This window comes from Endozoicomonas sp. GU-1 (assembly GCF_027366395.1).
Lineage (GTDB): Bacteria > Pseudomonadota > Gammaproteobacteria > Pseudomonadales > Endozoicomonadaceae > Endozoicomonas.
On record NZ_CP114771.1, the window covers coordinates 5,232,327 to 5,255,833 of the forward strand.

General features: G+C 50.9%; 21 protein-coding genes. 13 read left to right on the plus strand and 8 right to left on the minus strand.

Annotated features, from left to right (window positions below; all coding sequences use genetic code 11):
- Positions 1–9: 9 nt before the first annotated feature.
- The 4 genes from vapC to O3276_RS21885 all read right to left on the minus strand — a co-directional run bounded on the left by vapC (position 10) and on the right by O3276_RS21885 (position 3,004).
- Positions 10–420 carry a type II toxin-antitoxin system VapC family toxin gene (gene vapC, locus O3276_RS21870; protein ID WP_269673200.1) on the minus strand — a complete coding sequence of 137 codons (411 nt, stop codon included), beginning with the start codon at positions 418–420 and terminating at the stop codon, positions 10–12.
- A gap of 8 nt (positions 421–428) precedes the next feature.
- Positions 429–629, minus strand: coding sequence for a type II toxin-antitoxin system VapB family antitoxin (locus tag O3276_RS21875; protein ID WP_269673201.1), 201 nt, complete (start codon positions 627–629; stop codon positions 429–431).
- A 154-nt stretch (positions 630–783) separates the two neighbouring features.
- On the minus strand, positions 784–2,013 hold the full coding sequence (locus tag O3276_RS21880) for a hypothetical protein (RefSeq protein ID WP_269673202.1): 1,230 nt from the start codon (positions 2,011–2,013) through the stop codon (positions 784–786).
- A 418-nt stretch (positions 2,014–2,431) separates the two neighbouring features.
- On the minus strand, positions 2,432–3,004 hold the full coding sequence (locus O3276_RS21885) for a TIGR04219 family outer membrane beta-barrel protein (RefSeq protein ID WP_269673203.1): 573 nt from the start codon (positions 3,002–3,004) through the stop codon (positions 2,432–2,434).
- 337 nt (positions 3,005–3,341) lie between these two features.
- On the opposite strand from O3276_RS21885, the gene O3276_RS21890 reads away from it, so the two are divergent.
- The 4 genes from O3276_RS21890 to typA all read left to right on the plus strand — a co-directional run bounded on the left by O3276_RS21890 (position 3,342) and on the right by typA (position 9,895).
- On the plus strand, positions 3,342–5,444 hold the full coding sequence (locus O3276_RS21890) for a capsule polysaccharide biogenesis protein (protein WP_269673204.1): 2,103 nt from the start codon (positions 3,342–3,344) through the stop codon (positions 5,442–5,444).
- A gap of 352 nt (positions 5,445–5,796) precedes the next feature.
- On the plus strand, positions 5,797–6,879 hold the full coding sequence (locus O3276_RS21895; RefSeq protein ID WP_269673205.1) for a capsular biosynthesis protein: 1,083 nt from the start codon (positions 5,797–5,799) through the stop codon (positions 6,877–6,879).
- Positions 6,880–6,959: 80 nt separating this feature from the next.
- Positions 6,960–7,577: an acyloxyacyl hydrolase gene (locus O3276_RS21900; protein ID WP_269673206.1), complete on the plus strand. Its 618-nt coding sequence runs from the start codon at positions 6,960–6,962 to the stop codon at positions 7,575–7,577.
- A gap of 500 nt (positions 7,578–8,077) precedes the next feature.
- The gene (gene typA / locus O3276_RS21905) at positions 8,078–9,895 is read left to right on the plus strand and encodes a translational GTPase TypA (RefSeq protein ID WP_269673207.1); all 1,818 of its coding nucleotides are present in this window, start codon (positions 8,078–8,080) and stop codon (positions 9,893–9,895) included.
- A 54-nt stretch (positions 9,896–9,949) separates the two neighbouring features.
- On the opposite strand, the gene O3276_RS21910 is transcribed toward typA, so the two are convergent.
- Complete coding sequence (locus O3276_RS21910) at positions 9,950–10,975, minus strand: hypothetical protein (protein ID WP_269673208.1); 1,026 nt, start codon at positions 10,973–10,975, stop codon at positions 9,950–9,952.
- Between the two features lie 283 nt (positions 10,976–11,258).
- Here O3276_RS21910 and O3276_RS21915 point away from each other — a divergent pair, with 283 nt between their 5' ends.
- The 3 genes from O3276_RS21915 to dtd are packed head-to-tail and all read left to right on the plus strand — an operon-like array spanning position 11,259 to position 12,682.
- Positions 11,259–11,522, plus strand: coding sequence for an alpha/beta hydrolase family protein (locus tag O3276_RS21915; RefSeq protein ID WP_269673209.1), 264 nt, complete (start codon positions 11,259–11,261; stop codon positions 11,520–11,522).
- Between the two features lie 8 nt (positions 11,523–11,530).
- Entirely contained in the window at positions 11,531–12,211 is a 681-nt protein-coding gene (gene pip / locus O3276_RS21920; protein WP_269673210.1) for a prolyl aminopeptidase, read from the plus strand.
- 33 nt (positions 12,212–12,244) lie between these two features.
- Entirely contained in the window at positions 12,245–12,682 is a 438-nt protein-coding gene (gene dtd, locus O3276_RS21925; protein WP_269673211.1) for a D-aminoacyl-tRNA deacylase, read from the plus strand.
- 65 nt (positions 12,683–12,747) lie between these two features.
- Here the strand turns inward: dtd and O3276_RS21930 are convergent, their stop codons facing one another.
- Together O3276_RS21930 and argS are read right to left on the minus strand one after the other, a co-directional pair.
- Entirely contained in the window at positions 12,748–13,344 is a 597-nt protein-coding gene (locus O3276_RS21930) for a hypothetical protein (protein WP_269673212.1), read from the minus strand.
- 144 nt (positions 13,345–13,488) lie between these two features.
- The gene (argS, locus tag O3276_RS21935; RefSeq protein ID WP_269673213.1) at positions 13,489–15,231 is read right to left on the minus strand and encodes an arginine--tRNA ligase; all 1,743 of its coding nucleotides are present in this window, start codon (positions 15,229–15,231) and stop codon (positions 13,489–13,491) included.
- Between the two features lie 193 nt (positions 15,232–15,424).
- On the opposite strand from argS, the gene O3276_RS21940 reads away from it, so the two are divergent.
- The 5 genes from O3276_RS21940 (at position 15,425) to O3276_RS21960 (ending at position 18,792) form a co-directional block, all read left to right on the plus strand.
- The gene (locus tag O3276_RS21940) at positions 15,425–16,015 is read left to right on the plus strand and encodes an SPOR domain-containing protein (RefSeq protein WP_269673214.1); all 591 of its coding nucleotides are present in this window, start codon (positions 15,425–15,427) and stop codon (positions 16,013–16,015) included.
- Between the two features lie 104 nt (positions 16,016–16,119).
- Complete coding sequence (gene hslV / locus O3276_RS21945; protein WP_101749044.1) at positions 16,120–16,662, plus strand: ATP-dependent protease subunit HslV; 543 nt, start codon at positions 16,120–16,122, stop codon at positions 16,660–16,662.
- A 28-nt stretch (positions 16,663–16,690) separates the two neighbouring features.
- The gene (gene hslU, locus O3276_RS21950; RefSeq protein ID WP_269673215.1) at positions 16,691–18,031 is read left to right on the plus strand and encodes an ATP-dependent protease ATPase subunit HslU; all 1,341 of its coding nucleotides are present in this window, start codon (positions 16,691–16,693) and stop codon (positions 18,029–18,031) included.
- A gap of 77 nt (positions 18,032–18,108) precedes the next feature.
- Complete coding sequence (locus O3276_RS21955) at positions 18,109–18,486, plus strand: gamma-butyrobetaine hydroxylase family protein (RefSeq protein ID WP_269673216.1); 378 nt, start codon at positions 18,109–18,111, stop codon at positions 18,484–18,486.
- Positions 18,487–18,561: 75 nt separating this feature from the next.
- Entirely contained in the window at positions 18,562–18,792 is a 231-nt protein-coding gene (locus O3276_RS21960; protein ID WP_269673217.1) for an antitoxin MazE family protein, read from the plus strand.
- 20 nt (positions 18,793–18,812) lie between these two features.
- On the opposite strand, the gene O3276_RS21965 is transcribed toward O3276_RS21960, so the two are convergent.
- Positions 18,813–21,470 (minus strand): ankyrin repeat domain-containing protein, encoded by a 2,658-nt coding sequence (locus O3276_RS21965; protein ID WP_269673218.1) that lies wholly within the window; start codon positions 21,468–21,470, stop codon positions 18,813–18,815.
- A gap of 429 nt (positions 21,471–21,899) precedes the next feature.
- Here O3276_RS21965 and O3276_RS21970 point away from each other — a divergent pair, with 429 nt between their 5' ends.
- A complete protein-coding gene (locus O3276_RS21970) occupies positions 21,900–23,267 on the plus strand; it encodes an ankyrin repeat domain-containing protein (RefSeq protein ID WP_269673219.1) in 1,368 nt (455 codons plus the stop codon).
- The last annotated feature ends 240 nt before the right edge of the window (positions 23,268–23,507 follow it).

A 23,507-nucleotide genomic window follows, 5' to 3' on the forward strand; every position in this document is an offset into this window, starting at 1 on the left:
TTCAATGTGTTAGCTTTTGCCTTCCTGAACAGCAGCATACAAGATAACAGGTATGTGTTTGCGGTAGTGGACAAAGTCTTTATCTGTTGTCAGTACAGGGATCTGGTGTTTGATGGCCATTGTAGCAATCAGAAAGTCGGTATGTGATCCCTGAATCCCATGTCTACGACAGATATTGGCTTGAGTTGCCGCGCTGATATAGTCCATTTCAGAAATAGGCAGTAGATCAAAGGTACTGAGTTTGTCACACAAGCGTGTGAATTGAGCCTCATGCTTAATGCCGGTTAACACTTCCTGCAGTATCGGACCAATCATCACGGCACGGTGCTGTCGGATTAATCTCTGCAACAGGATTGCTTCTTCGGGCAGGGGTTCAGCATAACGCCGACGCAGTGCAGCAGACCATACGCAGGTATCCACCAGCACCATTATTTTCTACGGGCCTCTTTCTTGGAGGCCTGATCGTCGTGGTAATCAATGGTGCCGAAATCATCCAGCAGTTCCAGCTGCTTGCGATGGCGAATAAATTCGGCAAGCGCTTCATTAACGGCCGCCTTTTTGGTTTTAAAGCCACCCAGCTGTTGAACCTGGGCAATCAAGTCATCGTCTATAGCGAGGTTTGAAGGCATATCATCAACTCTTACACAATGCTTTACACAAAAACAATTTAGCCTGTCTCCTCATTCATTACCAATGGCTGTAACGCTTTAACTTTTTAATCGTCGTTCTTTTTGCTGGTTTCCCTTTTGGAGTACATTCAAGACTTGGCACTGGATTCCTCTTTCACCTTATGGAGATAGAACCGCACCTCAATTTTGCCATAATCAACATGGCCATCATTATCGATAGTGGCAGTACGACTGAGCGAGATGCGAGATTGACTGTCATATTTGAGAGGCTCTCCATCAGTAGTTCCTGCCCCCCCCCCGCAAGGGTTGGAATAGCGTTCATGCGGTAGGTGATGTCTGTGCTGTTGTTGTTACGTATCACATCGATAGCCAGCTCTGGGTTTTGTTGGGTGAGCAGACCCCAATCGGGCATCATGTCAAACAGAGTACCCTGGAGACAGTAGAGCATATGATTGAGCTCGGTCTGGTTGATGTGGCTGAGTATCTGCATCTTTGTTTCGATCGGTAGCCCATCAAGGTTACTGATAATCTCACCTTCTAACGCCTGACGAACTTCGTTGGCGGCATCCGTCTCATTATGAGCCATCTTATGGCGGTATTGAGCGCATAGAGCACTATTGTCAAAGTTGACTCCATTGTTGTTGTGAATACGTACAGTGTTTCTGATCAAATCGACACCGATCTGGTTGGGGATGACAAGTTGACCTTGTTTATCTAAATCGGCTTTCATGGCGAGCATATCGCTTTCATGGCAACTGTCACTGGGGATTCGCACCTCTCTTTCAATCTCAGCCGGTATGGCCAGATCCTCAAAAATATGGTCTGGAGCCTGCATAGTAGCAATAATCTTATCGTTGATTTTGGTCGCCATTTCACTGAGAAAGCGCTTGTTGGTATTTGGGCTGGAGAGGAGAATACCTTTGTAGACATTGGGCATGAGAACCAATTGCTCTTGCAGGTAGTCTCTAAACAAAGCCAGTTGCCGGGTCGTGCAGGGTGGATCGTCCAGCATCTCGAGTTCATCCATATAGGCGTTGATGAGGGCCTTGATTTGCTGACACTGCTCTGGACTATTATGGTTCGTGTCGGTCAGCTTTTGAGTTGCGGTCTGGATTTTCTCCTCGAGAATTATAAGCTGATCCTTCTCTTGTTTACTCTGTTTGAGGTCAGTGATCTTCGAAGACAGGGTGATTTGGTGTTTCTCCAGACCAAAATCTGTCCACTTATTGGATAATGCATGACCAGCTTTGCCAATTGTTGGCTTAATCTCAGCATCTGCTATTTGGGAAATTCGGCCTGTACTGGTGTTTTGAGGTTTTTTCGGACTGTTGCTGTTTGGTGGGATGGCTGGCTGACTCGGGGTGCTTTCATCGACCTTACTCATTGGCTTCATCCATGTGCGCTGTTGGGTATCTCCTGAAGTATAGGAAACGGATCAGGCATCTCACGATCAACAACCGGTAGGCACCGTCAAATCTGGAAGCCAGTGTCAGGTCCTGGTTCTTGACGGAAGTCAAGGAAAAACGAAAAATAGCAGACAGGTTCCCCAACGCTGCCTTAAGTTCTTCTGTCAGAGATTGATAGTCACCTGATTCAAAGGCATCCAGAAGCGACAGCTCCTTTTGGTCCAGTGTATTTTTTTCGCGAATTACCTCCCGGGTAATCTCGGGTAAACTTGCGGCTGGGTATCAGTGTTTTCAGGAAAACGCCTTTTCACTCTGCACGTGGGGTAACCCTTCAACTGTCCAACGCTGCAACCTTCTTAACCATAAATTCTTCCCTGAAACCTTTAACCAGCGATATTAAATATCGATATGCAAACCGGCAGTGAAACCTTCAACCGTATCGGCATGGCCACCAGCGTTATCGGTATCTATCTGGTAGTGGCGGTAACCTGCCTGCAGGTGAATAGCCGGTAGCAGATTGAAACGCGCACCCACGCTAATATCCTCTACTGTGGCATCGTTATTTTTGGCGTAGTTAAGCTTGCTGTAGAAAGAGAACGTACTGCCGGGCAGCCATTCCACATCAGCAACGGCCATGGGCAGGGTATCATTAAAATGTTGGCTGCCATCGATTTTGTGAACGCCTGCGCCAAGATCAATGGAAACCAGATCGTTATCGAGGATTTCGAAATAGCCGTAGGCATCCACGGTGTTAAAACCTTCGGAGTTTGCAGCACCTTCAATGGTGGTAGCTCTCAGGGCCGCATTGGGCAGCAGTGGCATCGGGTGTTCGATCTGGACATAAGCAGAGCCTGCTTTACCCTGGTCTTCGGTATGCCAATAGTCAGCACCCGCTTTGGCACCCAGAATATCGGCCTGGGCAAAGGTGCTGGAGAGTAACAGGCAGGATAGGCTGATTACTTTTTTCATGGATTGCACTTCAGTTTACGACGGTTGTCTGGTAATAGGAAGTGCACTCTACCGTGTATTTTGCCAGGTGTATTTAGGGTTTTGCCGAAGCGGTGCCGGTTAAAGTCAGGGATGCTGCCTCAGCCAGTAATGGTCTGGCAACGCTTGTGCTGCCAGTGTGAGCCATAACCCAAAGGAAGGTTTCAAAACAGCCTCCTGGCAGGAATGACGGTAAGCGTTAAATTGTCCCTTTTCGAATGCCCCTTGACTCTGTGGTCTGTTCTTATTGTTTGGCTGGCTTTTTGCTTTTAATGTCCTCCCAGTCCTGATTTCTGATATTCCGTTTCAGAGTAACGCCTTGTACACTTTTTACACAGTATCCCACGGTATTGCTTCCGCTCCCGAGTTGCCTGCGTTGTTAGGAGGCCCGGTAAAGAAATTACGTGATTTCCAACGTGATGGCTCAGTGATGGTTGGCTGGGGGCAGAAAGAGAATACCCTGAAGGCGAAGTCATTCGCCCAGAAGCAACAGTTACCCTACTGGCAGCTGGAAGACGGGTTTATCAGTTACCTTGGGCACCCCGCCCAGGGAGACCGGCGCTTTTCATTGATTACCGATAAAACCGGTATCTATTACGATGCGACACAGCCATCGGATATCGAGAACTTGCTCAATAAGTCCGATTGGCAAACTCCGGAACTGCTGGCTCGGGCTGACAAATTGCTGGGCAGTATTTGTCAGCATCGAATCAGTAAGTACAACCATGAGCCTGTGGTTATTGATGGTAGTGCGTTCTTCAGTGACAGTTCATCAGAAGGTTTTTGCTCTGGCCGCAGTTTTGAAAGGGTTCTGGTGGTTGACCAGACCTTTGGTGATTCCTCCGTTGCCTTTGGTATGGCGGATATGGGCAGTTTTCAGGCCATGTTGCATTGTGCATTACAGGAGAATCCAAACGCAGAGGTGTGGGTAAAGGTTCACCCGGATGTGGTACTCGGTACCAAGCGAGGGTATTTCGAGCTGGAACCCTGTGGTACCCGGATTAAAGGTTTTAACAACGACAGAATTCGGGTATTGGCCGCGAAGGTCAATGCTCAATCGTTGTTTTCCTGGTTTTCAAAGGTCTATGTGGTAACTTCCCAGCTCGGGTTTGAAGCTCTCTGGCATAAGAAAAGTGTCGTCTGTTTTGGTGTGCCGTTTTACAGTGGCTGGGGGCTGACCGATGACCGGGAGCCCTGCCCGAGGCGAACGGGTCGGCATTCGGTTGAGAGTCTGTTTGCGGCGGCCTGTTTGCTGTACACCCGCTATATCCATCCGGAAACTCACGAACAATGTGAGTTGGAAGATGTGCTGGCGTTGATTGTGCTGCAGCAGGAACATAATCAACCGAAGATTGAAACACTGTATGCCCTGGGTTTCAGCCTGTGGAAGCGGGCGTTTGTCAGTCGGTTTGCCCATGGCCTTGCCCGGCGTATTGTTTATTTATCCAATGACAAAGCGTTGCGCAAACAACTCACTGAACGGGATGGTGTCTTGCTGTGGGGTATGCAGCCCTGGCAACAGAGGCCGGAATATCCTGTGCCGCTATGGCGGATGGAAGATGGGTTTATTCGGTCAGTGGGGCTGGGTGCAGAGCTTCGCAGGCCCTGTTCTCTGGTGCTCGATAGCCGTGGTATTTATTACAACGCCATGCAACCGAGTGATCTGGAACAGGCGTTGAATACTCAAGTGCTGTCGTATGAAGATCGCCAACGGGGTCAGAATCTGATCCACCAGCTACTGGCGCAGCGCATCAGTAAGTACAACTTGAAGGGAAACCAGAGAGACCCTTTCCACGGTGCCAGGCCAGATCAGCGCAAAGTGCTGGTGACTGGCCAGGTAGATAGTGATGCTTCACTGAAATATGGCAGCCCAGCCGTATGCAGTAATCGTGATTTATTGCAACGGGTGCGGGAGCACCTGGCAGACAGGAACACCTTTATCGTGTATAAACCCCATCCGGACGTGGTGCAGGCAGGGCGAGCAGGGCACCTGCCTGAAGCTCAAGCCTTGCAGTGGGCCGACCGGGTGGTGGCCGATGTGGATATCTTTGATTGCATTCAGCGTTGTGATGAGCTGCATGTCATGAGTTCCCAGGCGGGGTTTGAAGCCTTGCTGCAGAATAAAACGGTGCATTGCTGGGGGATGCCTTTTTACGCTGGCTGGGGTTTGACGGTGGATCATATGTCGTGCCCTCGTCGTGTGGTCAGGCGCTCTATTGACGAGCTGGTTTATATCACGCTTTGTCTTTATCCACGGTATGTCCATTGGCGGACCGGGCGCTTTACCACTCCTGAGCGGTTGATTCGTCAGTTGGTAAAAGAGCGGAAAAGTGGGCAAGCATCATCGTCAGGGCTGCTGGCCTGGTTGGGTCGAAAACAGCGAAAACTGTTATTTTTGCTGGAAGCCTTGAGAGCTTCTTAGTACATCGTTTCAATGAGTTTGAGGTGTACTGGTGCAGAAAAGTGTTAATACCCGTACACCCCGTTCATCCCGGCTTTGATTATGGAATCAAATTTTTATTTTTTCTGGGACAAGGTTCCAGAAGCCTTTAACAGTAGTAACCGCCTGTAGGAAGCTGCGGAACCATGAATTCCCGCCATATACTGTTTTTGCAAGGTCCGTTGGGCCCTTTTTCCGGGAGCTGGCTGCGCTGTTCAGCCACAGTGGCTATACCACACACCGGGTTGTCTTCAATGGGGGTGATCAGTTTTATGCCGGGGCAGATCATGTGGTTGCCTATACCAATTCGCCGGATCACTGGGCGGATTTTTTATTGGACTATTTGCAGCGGCACAGTATTGAATCTGTGTTTTTGCTGGGGGACTGTCGGTTCTACCATCGCACTGCCAAACCGGTTTGTGAACGACTGGGGGTGCGTTTTCTGGTGTTTGAGGAAGGCTACCTGCGGCCGGACACCATTACTCTGGAAGAGCATGGAGTGAATGCCTTTAGCCAGCTGGCACTCTCTTTAGAAGACCTTGCCGGGGTCAACACCCATGCTTGTTCATCAAAGGCAGCCATGGGCGGGACGATGGCTGCCCGCACCCGATTTGCCGCTGCTTATTATTGGGCGGCCTGGTTTGCCCGTCGGCGTTTTGCCCGGTACTGCCATCACAGGGCGTTCCAGCCGGTGGTTGAGGGGGCAAAATGGCTCAGAGGGTTTGCCCGAAAAGGGCTGTACCGTTTTCAGGATCAGAAGGTGGAACAGTCCATGCGAGCGGAACTGAGTCAGCGGTTCTTTATGGTGGCGCTGCAGGTGCATGACGATAGTCAGATGTTGTATCACTCGTCCTATGGTTCCGTTACAGCGTTTATCGAGGAGGTGATTCACTCCTTTGCCAGCTATGGGCCGGAGCAGACTGTGCTGGTGTTAAAGCACCATCCGATGGACCGGGGCTATACCCATTATGGACGGGTAATCCGTGAACTGGCAGAACGTCTGGGAATCTCTCATCGGGTTATTTATTGTCACGACCTGCGTTTGCCCAGCATCTATAGCCACTGCCTGGGTGTGGTGACGGTGAACAGCACGGTTGGGCCATCCGCTTTGTTACACAAGATTCCCGTAAAGGTGATGGGGCGGGCGATATACGATATTCCGGGCCTGACCTCGCAATGTACTTTGAATGACTTCTGGCAGTATGCCGAGCCGGTGGATATTGATCGTTTCCATCAGTTTCAGACTTTGCTGTTTGACAAGACCCAAATCAACGGCAGCTTTTTCACCAGACTGGATATTACCTGTGCCAATGTGCTGACCTTTTACGAACAGCATTTCCTTAGGCGAGCTCCGGTTGTTCTGCTACTTGACGAGCAGCCTGTTGATCATCTTTTGGATGAGCCACAGGTTGCCTGACCGTTTTCGTACTGCGCTCATCATAACTGCTGCCGACAATGGTTCTTATGTGACACAAGAACCAGGCCAGGGAGCAGGCAATGAAAGCGTTCAGTATTTTTGGGTTAAAAACAGGTGTCGGAGTGGTGGCTTCTTTGTTGTCTGGGGCTTTACCTCTTAAGGCAATGAGCCTCGATTTGATGCCTGATGGTATCAGCATCTCTGGTGGCAAATACCTCTTCGATAAAGCCAATATCAGTAATGCCCGCGTTGCAGTTCGCTGGGACTGGGAACAGGATTTTATCAGTCACCCCGACTGGAAGCTGGATGGCTATTTCGATCTTGGCTTTAGCCAGTGGCAAAGTCACCTGTCTGCCAAAGATCAGCCGAGTCCGGATGGTGCAGACAAAGCATGGCAGATTGGCTTCTCTCCGGTATTTCGACTGACACCGCAAGCGGACTATTCCGTGCTGCCCTTTCTGGATGTTGGGGTGGGGTTGAGTTATCAGTCCGAGCAGGATCTGGAGAAGAAGTTAAGGTCACCAATTAATATGGGTGGCCATACCCAGTTTGAGATTCGTACTATGCTGGGCATCCAGTTTGGTGATTCAAAGCAGTATGAGCTGACTTACGGTTGGTTTCACTATTCCAATGCTTATTTACACTCTCAGAATGAAGGGCTGGACTTCCAGATGCTTGGCATGACGATGAAGTGGTAAAATACATTATCAATACCTGATGGCTTGTCAGTGTCGTTCAACGCTGACAGGCCATTTTTATTTCTGGGCCTGTTAAGCCATGAGTGCTTTCCAAACTTCCGTAAGATCAGCTACCGGCAAGTGGCCCCGCGATCGGCAAGACTCAAAAGACCGCTTTGGCTTGCAGGGCAATGCCCGGGGCCGATGGAAAACATGTGTTATATGATTTCCGTTCCCGGTTTATTGTTGATGGCTTTGAGCATTAGCAAAATCCTTTTGGCTGGTTTCCGTGGCAATGTCAACGTGGTAACTCGGCTATATCTGGTCATATACGTATACCCATGCACTTAAATGCTGGTAAGGCGGGCAGATATAAGGGTGTATAAAACTTGCGTATGAGTGGCGTAGTGGTAGGATTGCCGCCATTTTAGTTGCTCGGCCTCCTGGAGCAGACAGATTTAAAAGTGTGTACAAATATGTGTACGAAAAAGATTTAAAGATTTTGAAAGGCGGAATAAGTTTTGGAAATTAATAAGTTAAGAAACGTTGCCATTATCGCCCACGTAGACCACGGCAAGACTACGCTGGTGGATAAGCTGCTGCAGCAGTCAGGTACTCTGGGTCGTAAGGATCAGGGCGCTGAGCGTATCATGGACTCCAATGACCAGGAAAAAGAACGTGGTATTACCATCCTGGCCAAGAACACCGCGATTGAGTGGCAAGATTTCCATATCAATATCGTTGATACCCCGGGACACGCTGACTTCGGTGGTGAAGTTGAGCGGGTGCTCTCCATGGTTGACTCGGTTCTGCTGCTGGTGGATGCCGTTGATGGTCCGATGCCACAGACCCGCTTTGTTACCCAGAAGGCCTTTGAGCAGGGTCTGAGCCCGATTGTAGTAATCAACAAGGTTGATCGTCCGGGTGCTCGCCCTGACTGGGTTATGGATCAGGTGTTTGATCTGTTTGATCGTCTGGGCGCTACGGATGAGCAGCTGGACTTCCCGGTGATTTACGCCTCTGCACTGAACGGTGTTGCCGGTCATGATCCGGACAATCTGGCTGAAGATATGACACCGCTGTTTGAGATGATTACTGAGCGTGTGCCTGCACCACCGGTCAATGTTGACGGTCCTTTGCAGATGCAGATCAGTGCCCTGGATTACAACAGCTACGTCGGTGTTATCGGTATTGGCCGTATTACCCGTGGTGTACTGAAGCCTGGTCAGCAGATTGTACTGGTGGATCGTGACAACAAGCAGCGTAAGGCCAAAGTGCAGCAGGTCATGGGGCATCTGGGGCTTGAGCGTGTTGAAGTGGCGGAAGCCCGTGCCGGTGACATTGTCTGCATTACCGGTATTGATAAGCTGAACATCTCTGACACGATCTGTGATCCTGAACGTCCGGAAATGCTGCCACCGCTGACGGTTGATGAGCCAACAGTCAGCATGACCTTCCAGGTGAATGACTCTCCGTTTGCTGGTCAGGATGGCAAATTCGTTACCTCCCGTAATATCCGTGAGCGTCTTGATCGCGAACTGATCTCCAACGTAGCGCTGCGCGTTGAGCAGGGCGATGATGCAGATAAGTTCAAGGTATCCGGCCGTGGTGAACTGCACCTGTCTGTTCTGATTGAAACCATGCGTCGGGAAGGGTTTGAGCTGGCGGTTTCCCGTCCACAGGTGGTGGTCAAGGAAATTGACGGCGTTAAGCAGGAGCCCTTTGAGCACGTGGTGGTGGACATTGAAGAACAGCACCAGGGACCGGTGATGGAAGAGCTTGGCCAGCGTCGTGCTGAACTGAAAGATATGGTGCCGGATGGCAAAGGCCGTGTGCGTCTTGACTTCATTATGCCGGCCCGTGGTCTGATCGGTTTCCGTTCGCAGTTCCTGACCATGACTTCAGGCAGCGGTATCCTGACCTCCATCTTCGATCACTACGGTGAAGTCAAGGGTGGGGAAGTTGGCCAGCGCAACAACGGGGTTCTTATCTCCATGGTGAATGGCAAGGTGCTGGCTTATGCGTTGTTCAGCTTGCAGGAGCGTGGCCGTCTGTTCATTAACCCCAACGTTGATGTTTATGAAGGCCAGATTATCGGTCTGCACAGTCGCGATAACGATTTGACGGTAAACCCCACCAAAGCCAAGCAGCTGACGAACATTCGTGCCGCAGGTACCGATGAGAACATCATTCTGACACCGCCGGTTCGCCACTCTCTGGAACAGGCCCTGGAGTTTATTGATGACGATGAGCTGGTTGAGGTGACGCCCAACCATATCCGTATTCGCAAAAAGTTCCTGAAGGAACATGAGCGTAAGCGTGCAAGTCGTTCGAAGTAATACTGGCGAATAACTGCAATACTGTATGCAAAACCCCACTTAGTGTGGGGTTTCTTATGGCCCTAACCAGGGGTTGCCGGGGTATGGGACTGTGGTCGTTAGCTGAGTAATAATCGCTGCAATAACAAGGCATGCCACAAAGGTATAACCCGGTGATGCTATCCAGCCTTCCAGAAAGTGAGGGTTACGTTTTCCTTCCGCTAAAAAGTGTCTTTTCTTTTCATGTTTAACCCGTTTGTTTTTATTTGCCTTGTAGCGCTGTCGCATTTGTTCAATGTCGGACGTTGTCAGGGGAGATACCGGGGGCCTGTTGCTTTTCTGGCTCAGTCGGTGAGAGACCAGAAAACCGTATTCCAACGGTGAGGTGAGTAATATGACCGGGTTGATGTGCGGGTTGTCGTAGAGTTCAGGAATGGTTGCAAACAGGTCTTCACTATTGTCCAGAACCACTGCTGGCGAGGACGTCAGATCGGTGCTGATGGGCCCCGGACCCAGTATTTTGCTGGTGGCTATTCGGTTGTGGCTGATATCGATATCAACAATATACAGATTTGCTGACAGGGCGATGCATTGCAAAACCGCATGCCGCTTCTCCTTAACCCTCTTGAAGTTCTCCAGCATTAACATTTCAGGGCAAACCCGGGTGTTGCTAATGGTGGTTCTGGTTAATAGTTCAAACAGCTTGTTATAGAGTTCGTCATCACGGACGAGATGCTTATCCAGTTCCGTGTGATGGCTTAACCAAGCCGCGAGGTCATCCTTGCTCTGCTCATGGATGAACGTTTCAAAGACGTTTTTCTCTTTTTTATTTAGATTCAATGCTGGCTGAAGCAGTTGCTGCAGCTCACCATCCGCCGTTCTGCCCGCCGAAATAAGCAGTTGTGAAAGATAGTGATAAAATTGTTCGGGTCGACAGGTATGCAGGGCTTGTAAAGCCGTCAGGGTATATTGCCAGCGATCATGCTGTTGGGTTTCAGGATTGGTTGAGTAAATCTTAAAGCCCGTCCTGGCTACCCATTGCTGAATCATTATTTGATCATCATCAGAGAAGTACCGGGATGCTCTGGCGGGTATTGCCATTAGGATGATCAAAAAGACCACAATTGTTTTAATTACTTTTCCAGGTTGGTATTTCATATTCTTCGGGCTGTTGCTGTTTTATTACCCTCTCCTGAGAGGTCGGTGTACGTAGCTGAATGGCGTGGTGTTATCAGTAGAGGATGTTTATGTTCTAAGTCTCAGACAGGTTGCCGCCGAATTAGTTCAAGTTATGTTTTTAAAAGTGACGACGTGCCCTTTGCCGCAATAACCGTTTAAGGTTAAGGTTAGGCATTGTTCTGGTGTTTTCCTGAAAGGATTTTCCATGCGCACCCTGTATCCTGCCATCAAGCCCTACGCTACCCGGCACCTGCAAGTTGATGATATTCATGAGATATACATTGAAGAGTGTGGTTCTCAGGATGGGCTACCGGTTCTTTTCGTGCATGGTGGACCGGGTGCCGGTTGTACAGAGCAGGATCGCCGTTTTTTTGATCCGGAAAAGTATCGGATTATTCTTTTTGATCAGAGGGGGAGTGGCCGCTCCAGCCTCATGCTGAACTGGATCACAATAATACCACTGCACTGATTGAAGACATGGAGTTGATTCGTGAAAACCTGGGCGTTGAGCGGTGGCTGGTGTTTGGCGGCTCCTGGGGCTCAACACTTTCGTTGCTGTATGCTCAGGCGCACCCGAAGCGTGTGTCAGGACTGGTTCTCAGGGGAGTTTTTCTTTCCCGGCAACAGGATCTTGACTGGCTTTATAAAGAGGGAGCCAGCAGAGTATTTCCGGATCACTGGGCGCACTTTCTGGAGCTGATACCGGAAGGTGAACGAGGTGATCTTCTGGAAGCTTATTATCAGCGGCTGTTTGGCGAGGATGAACTGGCCAGAATGAATGCTGCCAAGCACTGGTCTTTGTGGGAGGGCAATACGGCAACTCTGCGACCCAACCATGAACTGGTGGATCACTTTGCTGATCCACACCTGGCCTTATCCCTTTCGCGGATAGAATGTCATTACTTTAAACATAAGTCCTTCATTAACCCGAATCAGATTATCGAGAAGATGAATCTGATATCAGCCATTCCCGGCGTGATCGTGCATGGGCGTTATGACATGATCTGTCCGCTGGATAATGCGCAGGCGCTTGCGGATCACTGGCCGCAAGCAGATTTGCAGATTATCCGGGATGCCGGTCACGCTTCCTGTGAGCCGGGCATTGTGGATGCACTGGTCAGGGCAACGGATGATTTTGCCCGAAGATTGGCTCCATAAGAGCATATTGGAAAAACAACTCGAGATGCATCGATGAAAGTTTTGATTCAGCGGGTCAGTCATGCCAGCGTGGTGGTGGATGGGGAAACGGTCGGAGAAATCGGTTCCGGCATTCTTCTGTTGCTGGGTGTCGAAAAAGGGGATGACCTGGCTCTGGCGGATAAACTGCTGGATAAAGTGTTGAAATATCGAATTTTCAGTGATGATCAGGGCAGGATGAACCTTGGTTTGCGCGATGTGGGGGGCGGCCTGCTTATTGTTTCCCAGTTCACCCTGGTTGCGGATACCCGTAAAGGATTGCGCCCGGGTTTCAGCGCCGGAGCCTCTCCTGAGCAGGGAGAAAAGCTATATCACTACTTTGTTGAGCGGGCTGAAGCTCTGCATCACAATGTTGCCACCGGCCGCTTTGGTGCAGATATGAAAGTCTCCCTGCTCAATGATGGGCCGGTGACATTTCTGCTGGAGTCTTAGCGTTAAATACCGAAAAACGGAATGGATCATCAAGCCCGGTAATAGGCTGATGATCCATATTTTGGCTACAGTGCAGCATTATCATCCCCGGAAGCATCTGTTTCGACCGTTTTGAATACCTCCATTTCAAACTCAGGCTTGCCATTGAGGGGAAGCAAGGGTGGCATGCCTTCAGCATCTTCCTTGTTGAAGAAACAGTAAGTAGACTCATCAACAGGGAGGGACTCGTAGGTGTAATTTACATAGCCCTCTTCCACTCCTTCAAGTTCCACATCTTCAGCTTCCAATCGCGTCGGGTCAAAGTCGCTTTTGTCAAGCTCGGCCAGATAACGCTGATGGTAGAAGTATGGAGTAATTTTATCGGCAATCGTTACAGGCCCGGGGCTTACTGCTGCAAGGCCGGAAAATATCACCTGGCCGGCAGGGTAATAGTATGGGCCCAAAAACGCATTTGCTGATAGACAGCAAAGCCGCTTTGCAAAAAAGCCAGTAACTGTATAGTCGACAACAGCTTTAACAGCCCTGGGGCCAAACTGCACAGTTATACCTCCGCCAATACGTCCAGCTATATACATGGCTAAGGGTCGAGACACGGGCTCGGAAGAACCGATAAGCCTTTTGGTAAATCGGACTATTCCGTTTGTTATGGCAGAACCACTCATGGTTGACCTCCTTATTAAAATTCTTTTGAACTATTGTTCTAGACTATGAGGTTTCGGAAAAGTTCCGCCAATGTTGGCTAATTGGGCAAAATAATTGCAAATAAGGCGATAGAGGGCCTGACATTGGGTGTCAGGCGGGTATTATTACATCTGCTCGACGGTTTCAATGCCCAGCAGGCCAAGACCCAGCTTCAGGGTTCTGGCGGTCAGGGCGCAGATCTGCAAGCGGCTGTTGCGCAGGTCTTCAGAAACGCCTTCCCTGTTCACCGGGCATGCTTCATAGAACTTCATAAAGGCACCGGAGATGTCATACAGATAGGCGCAAAGCTGATGTGGCAGGCCTTCTCTGGCAACGGATTCAATGGTTTCGCTGAAGCGGCACAGCAGCAGGGCCAGCTCCCGTTCAGCATCGTTCTCAAGCAGGATATCACCAGTGAGGTCAGACTCGCTGATACCGGCCTTGCGGAAGATGCTCATGATCCGGGTGTAGGCATAGAGCAGGTAAGGTGCGGTATTGCCCTCAAAGGCCAGCATGTTATCCCAGTCAAAAACATAGTCGCTGGTCCGGTTTTTGGAAAGGTCCGCATATTTTACCGAGCCAATGGCCACAGAGCGGATCACATTCACCTTCTGCTCTTCTGAAAGGTCGCCGGATTTACTGGCAATCAGGGCTGCTGCGCGTTCTTCCGCCTCGTCCAGAAGGTCTGCCAGCTTGATGGTGGTGCCGGCACGGGTCTTGAACGGTTTGCCATCTTTGCCCAGCATCATGCCAAAGGCGTGGTGTTCCAGTGACGCGTGGCCAGACGCAAATCCTGCCTTGCGGGCAATGGTGAATACCTGGTCGAAATGCTGTCCCTGGCGTGCATCTACGTAATAGAGAACGCGATCGGCGTTCAGGGTATGGCAGCGGTGACGGATCGCCGCCAGGTCGGTGGTCGTGTAAAGGAAACCACCTCCGGACTTCTCGACGATGACGCCCATTGGGTCGCCATCCTTGTTTTTGAACTCATCCAGAAAGACAACCCTGGCACCGCTGTCTTCGCTTAACAGTCCCTGTTCATCCAGCAGCTGGATAATCACGGGCAGGCTGTCGTTATAGGCGCTTTCACCCATCACATCAGCAGCGGTCAGTGAGACATTCAGGCGGTCGTAGGTATCCTGGTTGTGTGACAGGGTGGTATCCACCAGTTTTTTCCACAGCTTCAGGCAGTACTCGTCGCCGGCCTGCAGGCGGACCACATAGCTTCTGGCGCGGGTGGCGAAGTCCGGGTTGTCATCAAAATGCTTCTTGGCTTCGCGATAGAACGTTTCCAGGTCAGAAAGCTCCATGCTCATGGCTTCCTGGTTCTCTTTCTCCAGTTCTTCCAGGTGGGCGATCAGCATGCCAAATTGCGTACCCCAGTCCCCCAGGTGGTTCTGGCGGATTACCTTGTGTCCGAGAAACTCCAGGGTTCTGGCGGTTGAGTCACCGATAATGGTGGAGCGCAGGTGGCCAACGTGCATCTCTTTGGCAACGTTCGGCGCTGAGTAATCAACCACCACGGTTTGCCTGTTGTCGGTCTGTGCAACACCGGCCCGGGGATCGTGGACGGCAGACTGAAGACTGCTGGCCAGCCATTGGGGAGCGAGATGAATGTTGATGAAACCGGGTCCGGCAATGTCAACCTTGCTGGCAATGCCATCAAGGTCCAGATTGTCGATCACTTTTTGTGCCAGTTCCCGTGGGTTCATCCCCATTTTTTTGGCCGCAGCCATTACGGCGTTGCACTGGTAATCACCAAAGTTTGCCCGTGCGCCGGGACGAACCATGGCCGGGGTCTCCTCCGGAGCATCCGCAGCAATAAGCGCTTTGATGACTTTGTCTTCAAGCAGCTTGAGAATATTCATGCATGAGTCCTTGGTTAAAACTCGCTGGAATTTAAATGGCGGGAATGCTATCGAAAAAGGCCATTTGTCTCAATAGAAGCAATCGCTGTGCTTGAACTTATACCAGTGAGGCTGGAGAAAATGGTATCTTTATCCGGGTGTGTTCATAAACAGCCGGACAAACACAGACCTGACAATAGATAAGTTGAGAGATATGACATCCAGATCAAACAATAGCAGGCGGGGAGCCAGTAAATCGACCAATGCCGGTAAATCAGGTGTGTCTCTGCCCAACTGGGCCTGGCTGCTGGCAGGTCTGGTTATTGGTGTGTTTGCTGCTTTTCTGGCAGGGCTGACGCCCTCTGTCAAAGATGTGCGCAGCGTCGCCGGGCAGGTCCAGTCATCGTCCGGGGATGAACAGAAAAAAGATAATCAGCCGGTGTTTGATTTTTATACCCTGCTGCCCGAGTCGGAAGTGACGGTATCCATTGCGGAGCCGGAACTGAAACCGGAACCGGTCTCTGCCAGAAAAACAGAGAGTAAGCCGGATCAGAAACCGGCAGCCAGCGCTAAAAAATATCTTCTGCAGGCCGGTTCTTTCCGCAGCGACAAGGATGCCGAGCGACTCAGGGCGCAATTGCTGCTGGAAGGTTTGACTCCCAAAGTCGAGAAAGTCAGTGTTGGCACAGGGGAAACCTGGCACCGGGTGCAGCTGGGACCATTTACCGACCGGGCCTCACTGCACAATGCCCAGGAAGTGCTGGCCAGCAAAAACATTGATAGTCTTTTGTTACAGTTGAAATAGAAAAAGCACCATTGCGGGCGGGTTTTCTCTTCCGCCCCTCTTGATAATTTATTTCCCTGCCCCATATAAGGCACTGTTATCCGTTTTTTATTAAGGAGCGAGCCTTGGAACAGTATCGTGGCACAACTATTCTGTCGGTGCGTCGTGGCGGCAGTGTCGTGATCGGTGGTGATGGCCAGGTTTCGCTGGGTGATGCCGTAATCAAGGGCAACGCCCACAAAGTACGCCGACTGCATAAAGGTAAAGTGATTGCCGGGTTTGCCGGTGGTACCGCTGATGCCTTCACTCTGTTTGAGCGTTTTGAAGCCCAGCTGGAAAAACACCAGGGACGACTGACCAAATCAGCGGTTGAGCTGGCCAAAGAGTGGCGAACCGAGCGGGCCCTGCAACGTCTGGAAGCCATGCTGATTGTTGCTGATGCCACGGCCTCTCTGATCATCACTGGTAATGGCGATGTCATGGAGACGGAAGATGGCATCCTGGCCATCGGTTCCGGTGGTTTTTATGCCCAGGCAGCTGCCAAGGCACTGTTTCACAACACAGAAATGGGTGCCCGGGATATCGTTGAAAAGAGTCTGGGTATCGCCGCAGATATCTGTGTCTACACCAACTCAAACCAAGTCATCGAAGAGCTTCCTGCAGCTTGAAACAATAGCGATCTAACGAGTTTCTGATATGTCAGATATGACACCCCGTGAAATTGTCCATGAGCTGGACAAACATATTATTGGCCAGGACGAGGCCAAACGCGCTGTAGCCATTGCCCTTCGTAACCGCTGGCGCAGAATGCAGTTGAATGAAGATCTGCGTAACGAGATCAGCCCGAAAAATATTCTGATGATCGGCCCCACCGGCGTTGGTAAAACCGAGATTGCCCGTCGTCTGGCCAAACTGGCCAATGCACCGTTTATCAAGGTGGAAGCCACCAAGTTTACCGAAGTGGGTTATGTGGGCCGCGATGTCGAGTCCATTGTCCGTGACCTGATGGATGCTGCCATCAAAATGCTCCGTGAGATGGAGATGGAGCGCGTTCGTCACCGTGCGCTGGATGCCGCTGAAGAGCGCATTCTGGATGCCCTGCTGCCGCCTCCCCGTTCTTTTGGTGAAGAGTCGTCTCAGCCCCAGGACAACTCAACCCGTCAGGTGTTCCGCAAAAAACTCCGTGAAGGTGACCTGGACGATAAAGAGATTGAGATTGATGTGCGTGAAGCGGCCATGGGTGTTGAAATCATGGCTCCTCCTGGCATGGAAGAGATGACCAGCCAGCTGCAGAACATGTTCTCGAACCTGAATACCGGCAAATCCAAAAAACGGAAGCTGAAAGTCAAGGATGCCATGCGTCTGGTTCAGGAGGAAGAAGCAGCCAAGCTGGTTAATGAAGACGAGCTCAAGACCAAGGCGGTTGATGCTGTTGAGCAGAACGGTATCGTCTTTATTGACGAAATTGACAAAGTGGCCAAGCGCTCCGGGGCTTCCAATGCCGATGTCTCCCGTGAAGGTGTGCAGCGTGACCTGCTGCCATTGATCAAAGGTTGTACCGTTTCTACCAAATACGGCATGGTGAAGACAGATCACATTCTGTTTATTGCCTCCGGTGCGTTCCATCTGGCCAAGCCTTCCGATCTGATTCCGGAGCTGCAGGGACGTCTGCCCATCCGTGTTGAACTGAAAGCGCTCTCCTCTGAAGACTTTATGCGTATTCTGACCGAGCCGGATGCGTCTCTGACGGAACAATACCAGGCGCTGATGGCCACAGAGTCGCTCAATATCGAGTTTGCCGAGGATGCCATTCGCCGCCTGGCGGAGGTTTCCTGGCAGGTGAATGAACGTACGGAGAATATCGGTGCCCGCCGTCTCCATACAGTGATGGAGCGTCTGCTGGAAGAAGTGTCCTTTGGTGCAGCAGATCTGGCCTCTGCCCAGGATGGCGCGCCACTGAAGATTGATGCGGCTTATGTTGATAAACACCTGGGTGAACTGGTTCAGGATGAAGACCTGAGTCGTTATATCCTCTGATGTTTGATAGGGAGTGGTCAGTTGGTCACTCCTTTCACTCTCTTACTCTTTTCTATGAGTGGAACCCCCGCCCGAAAATGACTACCCCAATTCCTTCCGCCATTAAACTGCATAAACGCTCCAAAACCCTGGAGATTCAGTTTGGTCATGACACGTTCCAGCTGGAAGCGGAGTTTCTCCGGGTATTAAGCCCATCTGCCGAGGTTCGTGGTCATGGCAACCCTGTTTTGCAGACCGGTAAACTGAATGTGGCCATCACCGGCGTGGAAATGGTTGGCCAATACGCCATCAAGTTGGTGTTTGATGATGGGCATAACAGTGGGATTTATGACTGGGGCTACCTCCATGAGCTGTGTCATAACAAAGAAGCGATGTGGGATGAGTACCTGCAGGCTCTGAGGGATGCTGGTGCCAGTCGGGATCCGGATGTTTCGGTGGTTCGTCTTTTTCAGTAACTTGACCTTAATGCCCTGCCTGCTACGTTGCATGTGACATAACCACCATTATGAAAACTTAGCCACGGAGGCGTTATGTCTACCAATATTAACCAGTCCAAAACCACCTGGAAACGTGTAGAAAGTCACAGAGAAACATTGCGCCAGGCTGGTTTGCGCCCTTTACAGATCCGGGTTCCTGATACACGGGGCAAGGGCTTCGATCTGGAGTGTCAGCGACAATCTGCCGTGCTCAAGTCCGATAAACTGGAACACGACACCATGGACTGGATTGAACAAGCCAGCGACGATGAGGGTTGGGCCTGAAAGCGCTTCATACACCACGGTCATAGACCACTACTCAATGCATCAATGCACGACAATTGCCCTTCATCATGGTCAGGATTTTGGCCCAGGAATTGTTCTGCCTTCTCGAGCATCAAGATCAGCTGCTTACGTTGTTTCTTCCTGGCCAGCTCCAGGGGTGTCTGGCCATGGCAATCCCTGGCATGGATATCAGCACCGCTATCGATCAGGACGGGCAAAGACCCAACGGCATTTCCCTTAACCGCAACATGCAGCACCGTCTCGTCTGTGCTGGTGGTCGCATGGATATTTGCCCCGATATGGAGCAGGAATTGTGCACTTTCTACCTTGTCTTTCTTTATGGCCATGTGCAGGGGCGTAAAGCCTGCAGCCGACCTGTTATTAACATCTATCCCTTTGTTAACCAGGATCTGGGCACAGTCGATCTGGCCACACTGGGCAGCGATATGCAAAAGAGATATCCCTCCCTGCAACTGACTGAGGGAAATTCCAGTCTTTTCCATCGCATCAAGCAACAGCTCCATGCATGCGGTATAACCAAGGCGGACAGCGTGGCATAGGGGTGAGTAGTTGTTATCATCCAGGGTAGTGATATCGGCATTGTTGTCGACCAGAACCTGCACACACTGCCTCTGATCGCTTATGGTGGCCAGGTGCAGGGGAGTCTGGCTACGTTTATTCTTGAAGTTGATATCCGCTTTGTAAGCCAAAAGAAGCTCGACACTTTCCAACTGGCCCAACTGTGCGGCTATATGCAAGGGGCTCAATTTTTTATTACTCCTGGCATTGATATGCACCGAGTCTTTGTGATTCAACAGTACAGTCATACAGGGAATCCTGCCAAACTGGGCAGCGATATGCAGGGGGGTATGGCCCATCTTATCCTTTGGATTAATGCTCGTCCTTTTGTCCATCAACAGCAACCGAAGGCATTCGCTGTGACCATATTTGCTGGCAAAATGCTGGGGCGTCCATCCCCCTCCGCGTTGCGAGCTTATGATCAGCGCCTGATGCTCAAGCAAGACTTTCATACATTTCACACTCCCTTCCCGGGCAGCAATATGCAGAGGCGTCAAGCCATAAAGAGTCCTGGCATTGATATCAGCCCCCAGCCTGATCAAGGTCTGCAGATACTCCACACTGTCGAACAGGGTCGTATTATGGAGGGGGGTATTGTGGCCCTCTGTGAGGGCATGGATATTGGCACCATGCCTGATCAGGATGTCCACGGAATTCCGCTGGGGAGTCTGGGTGGCCCGGTGCAGAGCGGTTATACCGTCACGGTTGACCGCATTGACGTTATGCCCGGCACCAAGCAAAAGCTCCACACATTCAACATGCCCATTGTCAGCAGCACTGTGCAGTGGCGACCAGCCAAGGATGGTGCTGGCTTCAAGAAACCCGGCACCATGAGCCAGTAAAAGTTTTATACACTCTGGATACCCTTGATGAGCAGCGTTGCTCAGGGGTGACAGGTTCCTGTTGTTTTGGCAGTTGACGTTTGCCTGCCGGTTCAGCAGTAATTCCACACACCGGGCCTTGCCAGCCAGGGCTGCCAGGTGCAGGGCAGTAGAGCCGTCGTTGTCCCTGGCGTCAAGCAGGTTGACATTGCGATTGAGCAACAGTTCCATAAAATTCACACCGCCACCAAGGGCGGCAATGTGCAGGGCTGTCTGTCCATTGTCGTCTTTGGCATTGACATCCAGCCCTTGATCAAGGAGCACTTGCAAGAAATCGATGGGGCCACTGCGGGTGAGAACATGCAAGAGTGTCTTGCCCTTGTTCAGAATGGCGTTCACATTGGCACCATGATCAAGCAGGATTTGAGCACACTTGTCATGACCATTAAGAACGGCAAGATGCAGTGCCGTATGATGATGATTACAGGTGGCATCTATATTCTCTTCATACTTCACCCAACTCCTCTCACCGTTCTTCTCTCTGCGTCCGGTGAAGAGTATGGCTGCCACACAGGCATCATGCCCCATCATGGCTGCGAGATGCAGGGGGGTAGTGCCAAACAGGTCAATTTCATTGCCAATCGCCCTGAATTCAAGAAAACGCTCCACACACGTCACTTGACCATGCAGGGCAGCAGTGTGCAGGGGGGTTCTGCCTATTCTGTCCCGGATATTCATATTGGCACCATTATTGACCAATGTTTTGACACACTGCTCGTGGCCATATCCTGCGGCAAAGTGCAGGGGTGTCACGCCGGCAGAGGAGACGGCATTGACATTGGAATTATGGTTAACAAGCATCTGTACACACGCCTCATTGCCCGTCTGGGCAGCAATGTGCAGCAGCGTGACATGGCCGCCGTAAAATGCTGAGTTAAAGCTCTGGCGGGCCAGCATGGGCTCCCGATCCAGCCAGCCAGACAACGCCTCCATATCCCCGGAACGACAGCATTGCAGGGGTTCATCAAGAACAGCGGCCTGGTCAAGCAGTGATTCCGCTGCACTGCCATGACCAGGTACCTGCTGCACAACATCGACACTGCGCTGGGCAATCCCTTTAGAGTTGTTCAGCCAGGGAGTGATGCACTGTTCATGATATCGATGCTGACAAGTGGCAACGGTGATTTCTTGTTGATCAGCAAATGTCTGCAGGCACACGGGGCAGGAATCATTCAAAACGAAAGGGACTGCAGGGGCTGGCGAAATAGCAGTATTCATCAGATCTCCTGACTAATGGTGGATGACCATGGGAAGGCAGGAGAAGCGTAGCAGAGATATTTTGGAAGGCAGGGATTATCGCCAGGGAAAGACCGGGCTGTGTGTCAGCGGTTGGATAGGAAGAGCCGGGTAAGGGAGACCTTCAAGTCCGGAGCTGTGAGCAATTAATGAACGGTTTGTTACTTTTTTTGTCTTAATTCATGCTTGTTCAGCTGGTTCTGGTTATTAGACTTCAACTGGCTTGGTTCTATCTTTTGAAGCAATTCAAGATTTATGATTTCATTTGGTTAACTACTTATGTCTTAACAAAGATCACTCTTCAATAAATCCTCGGGATCGGCCGAGCGACAGGCTTTTTTTGCTTGACCGGGATAAAAAACAAAATTTGATTGTCTTGTTTAAGTAAATACAAACAGAGGTTTCAAGACCATGAATATCAGAGGTGAACACACGACTGCTGCCAGCTCTTCATCTCCGGCACCTGCTCAGGCCGATGACAAAAAAAGCAAACGCAAAAAAACGGCAGCAAAACGCGCAACACCACTCCCGGTTGAACATTCCAGCCAGCCCGCAACGGGTAAAAAAACAAGAAAGATGATCGTACCGGAAAAAATTGTCGAGCCCATGATGTCGTCCGCCCTGACCACCTCCAAAGCGTTGAGCGAGCAACAGAAAAAGCTGAGCGAGCAACTGGTTGAGGCAGCCCGAGCTGGCAACAAGGAGGCCGTGGAAGCCTTGCTTGATCAGGGCGCGGATATCAATATGAACTGGAAGGTACATGCATGCCCCATTGCCGCAGCAGCCGGGGAGGGTCATCTTGAGCTGGTGCGCTACCTCCATGAGAAAGGCGCAAGGACCGACAAGCTCTTTGCATCACCGATCATGGAAGCAGCCAAATATGGCCATGTTGACGTTGTAAGCTACCTGCATCAGGCAGGCGTCAGTGAAGATATCTGCATAAACTGCGACACCCCGATCGATGCAGCCATCGTTGGGGGGCACATTGACGTAGTGAAGTACTTTATTGAACACGGTGTAAACGTCAACGGCTCTATGAAAAGCTTTAACATTCCCCTGTACCTGGCAGCCAGTTCGAAACACCTTGATATAGTGACATTACTGGTTGAGAACGGTGCTGACCTTGACGGTTGCAAAACAGGCCGTAACACCCCGATGTGGATTGCAGCCAAAAAAGGCCACCGTGATATTGTGAGTTTTCTGGTTGCAAAGGGTGCTAACGTCAATGCATTCAGTTCAGGATACGATACTCCGATCTGGGTTGCGGCCCGAGCTGGTGACCATGAGCTGGTTAAGTACTTGCTCGAACAGGGTGCGGATCTGAATGCCAACAGTACCGGCTATGGGACCCCGATTCTTGCTGCGGCCCTGGCCGGTGACCGCAATCTGGTCAAGTACTTGCTCGAACTGGGTGCGGATGTGAATGCCAACAGTGTCGGCAGCCTCACCCCGATCTGGGCCGCGGCCTCGGCCGGTCACTACGAGTTGGTCAATGACTTGCGCCGTGCAGGGGCAACCTTTGAAAAAAACAGCACAAAGCATGAAACCCTCATCTCGGCAGCGGCCATGGGCGGAAGCATCAAACTGGTTCAGGAATTGCTCCAGGAGGGCGGTTACATACGAACCCGTGGTGACTACATTCCCCTGATAAATCGGGCGAAGGATCATCACCGGACTCAGCTGCAAGAATACCTGAAAAAAGAATATGATCTTTTGCCCGACCCGCTTGGTCCCAAGCCTGGGAAAAAAGAAAAAAACGCTGATTCGACCCCTACTTAGGAATTGTCCCGGAATAACTTCATCATTTTATTCAGACTGAGAAAATGCCGCCGCCCGCTTCCCGCCACCCGCTGCCCGCAAAAGCACAAGTGGTTCCAGCTTTTCGGGAAGCGGGCGGCGGGTAGCAGGTAGCGTCTATAGAAATATCTAAGTTATTTCAGGACAGCTCCTTATACACGGTGGCACGACCGTTGCCAGGGTAGCGGATAAACATTTCAGCAAAATGAACTTATGAACCGC

Excerpts from the sequence above, each read along its gene's own strand:
- O3276_RS21965 (WP_269673218.1), bottom strand. The coding sequence starts at position 21,470 with ATGAATACTGCTATTTCGCCAGCCCCTGCAGTCCCTTTCGTTTTGAAT.
- O3276_RS21880 (WP_269673202.1), bottom strand. The coding sequence starts at position 2,013 with ATGAGTAAGGTCGATGAAAGCACCCCGAGTCAGCCAGCCATCCCACCA.
- argS (WP_269673213.1), bottom strand. The coding sequence starts at position 15,231 with ATGAATATTCTCAAGCTGCTTGAAGACAAAGTCATCAAAGCGCTTATT.
- O3276_RS21955 (WP_269673216.1), top strand. The coding sequence starts at position 18,109 with ATGACTACCCCAATTCCTTCCGCCATTAAACTGCATAAACGCTCCAAA.
- O3276_RS21930 (WP_269673212.1), bottom strand. The coding sequence starts at position 13,344 with ATGAGTGGTTCTGCCATAACAAACGGAATAGTCCGATTTACCAAAAGG.
- O3276_RS21915 (WP_269673209.1), top strand. The coding sequence starts at position 11,259 with ATGCGCACCCTGTATCCTGCCATCAAGCCCTACGCTACCCGGCACCTG.
- O3276_RS21910 (WP_269673208.1), bottom strand. The coding sequence starts at position 10,975 with ATGGCAATACCCGCCAGAGCATCCCGGTACTTCTCTGATGATGATCAA.
- O3276_RS21970 (WP_269673219.1), top strand. The coding sequence starts at position 21,900 with ATGAATATCAGAGGTGAACACACGACTGCTGCCAGCTCTTCATCTCCG.
- O3276_RS21960 (WP_269673217.1), top strand. The coding sequence starts at position 18,562 with ATGTCTACCAATATTAACCAGTCCAAAACCACCTGGAAACGTGTAGAA.
- O3276_RS21900 (WP_269673206.1), top strand. The coding sequence starts at position 6,960 with ATGAAAGCGTTCAGTATTTTTGGGTTAAAAACAGGTGTCGGAGTGGTG.
- O3276_RS21885 (WP_269673203.1), bottom strand. The coding sequence starts at position 3,004 with ATGAAAAAAGTAATCAGCCTATCCTGCCTGTTACTCTCCAGCACCTTT.
- O3276_RS21875 (WP_269673201.1), bottom strand. The coding sequence starts at position 629 with ATGCCTTCAAACCTCGCTATAGACGATGACTTGATTGCCCAGGTTCAA.
- hslU (WP_269673215.1), top strand. The coding sequence starts at position 16,691 with ATGTCAGATATGACACCCCGTGAAATTGTCCATGAGCTGGACAAACAT.
- dtd (WP_269673211.1), top strand. The coding sequence starts at position 12,245 with ATGAAAGTTTTGATTCAGCGGGTCAGTCATGCCAGCGTGGTGGTGGAT.
- O3276_RS21940 (WP_269673214.1), top strand. The coding sequence starts at position 15,425 with ATGACATCCAGATCAAACAATAGCAGGCGGGGAGCCAGTAAATCGACC.
- pip (WP_269673210.1), top strand. The coding sequence starts at position 11,531 with ATGGAGTTGATTCGTGAAAACCTGGGCGTTGAGCGGTGGCTGGTGTTT.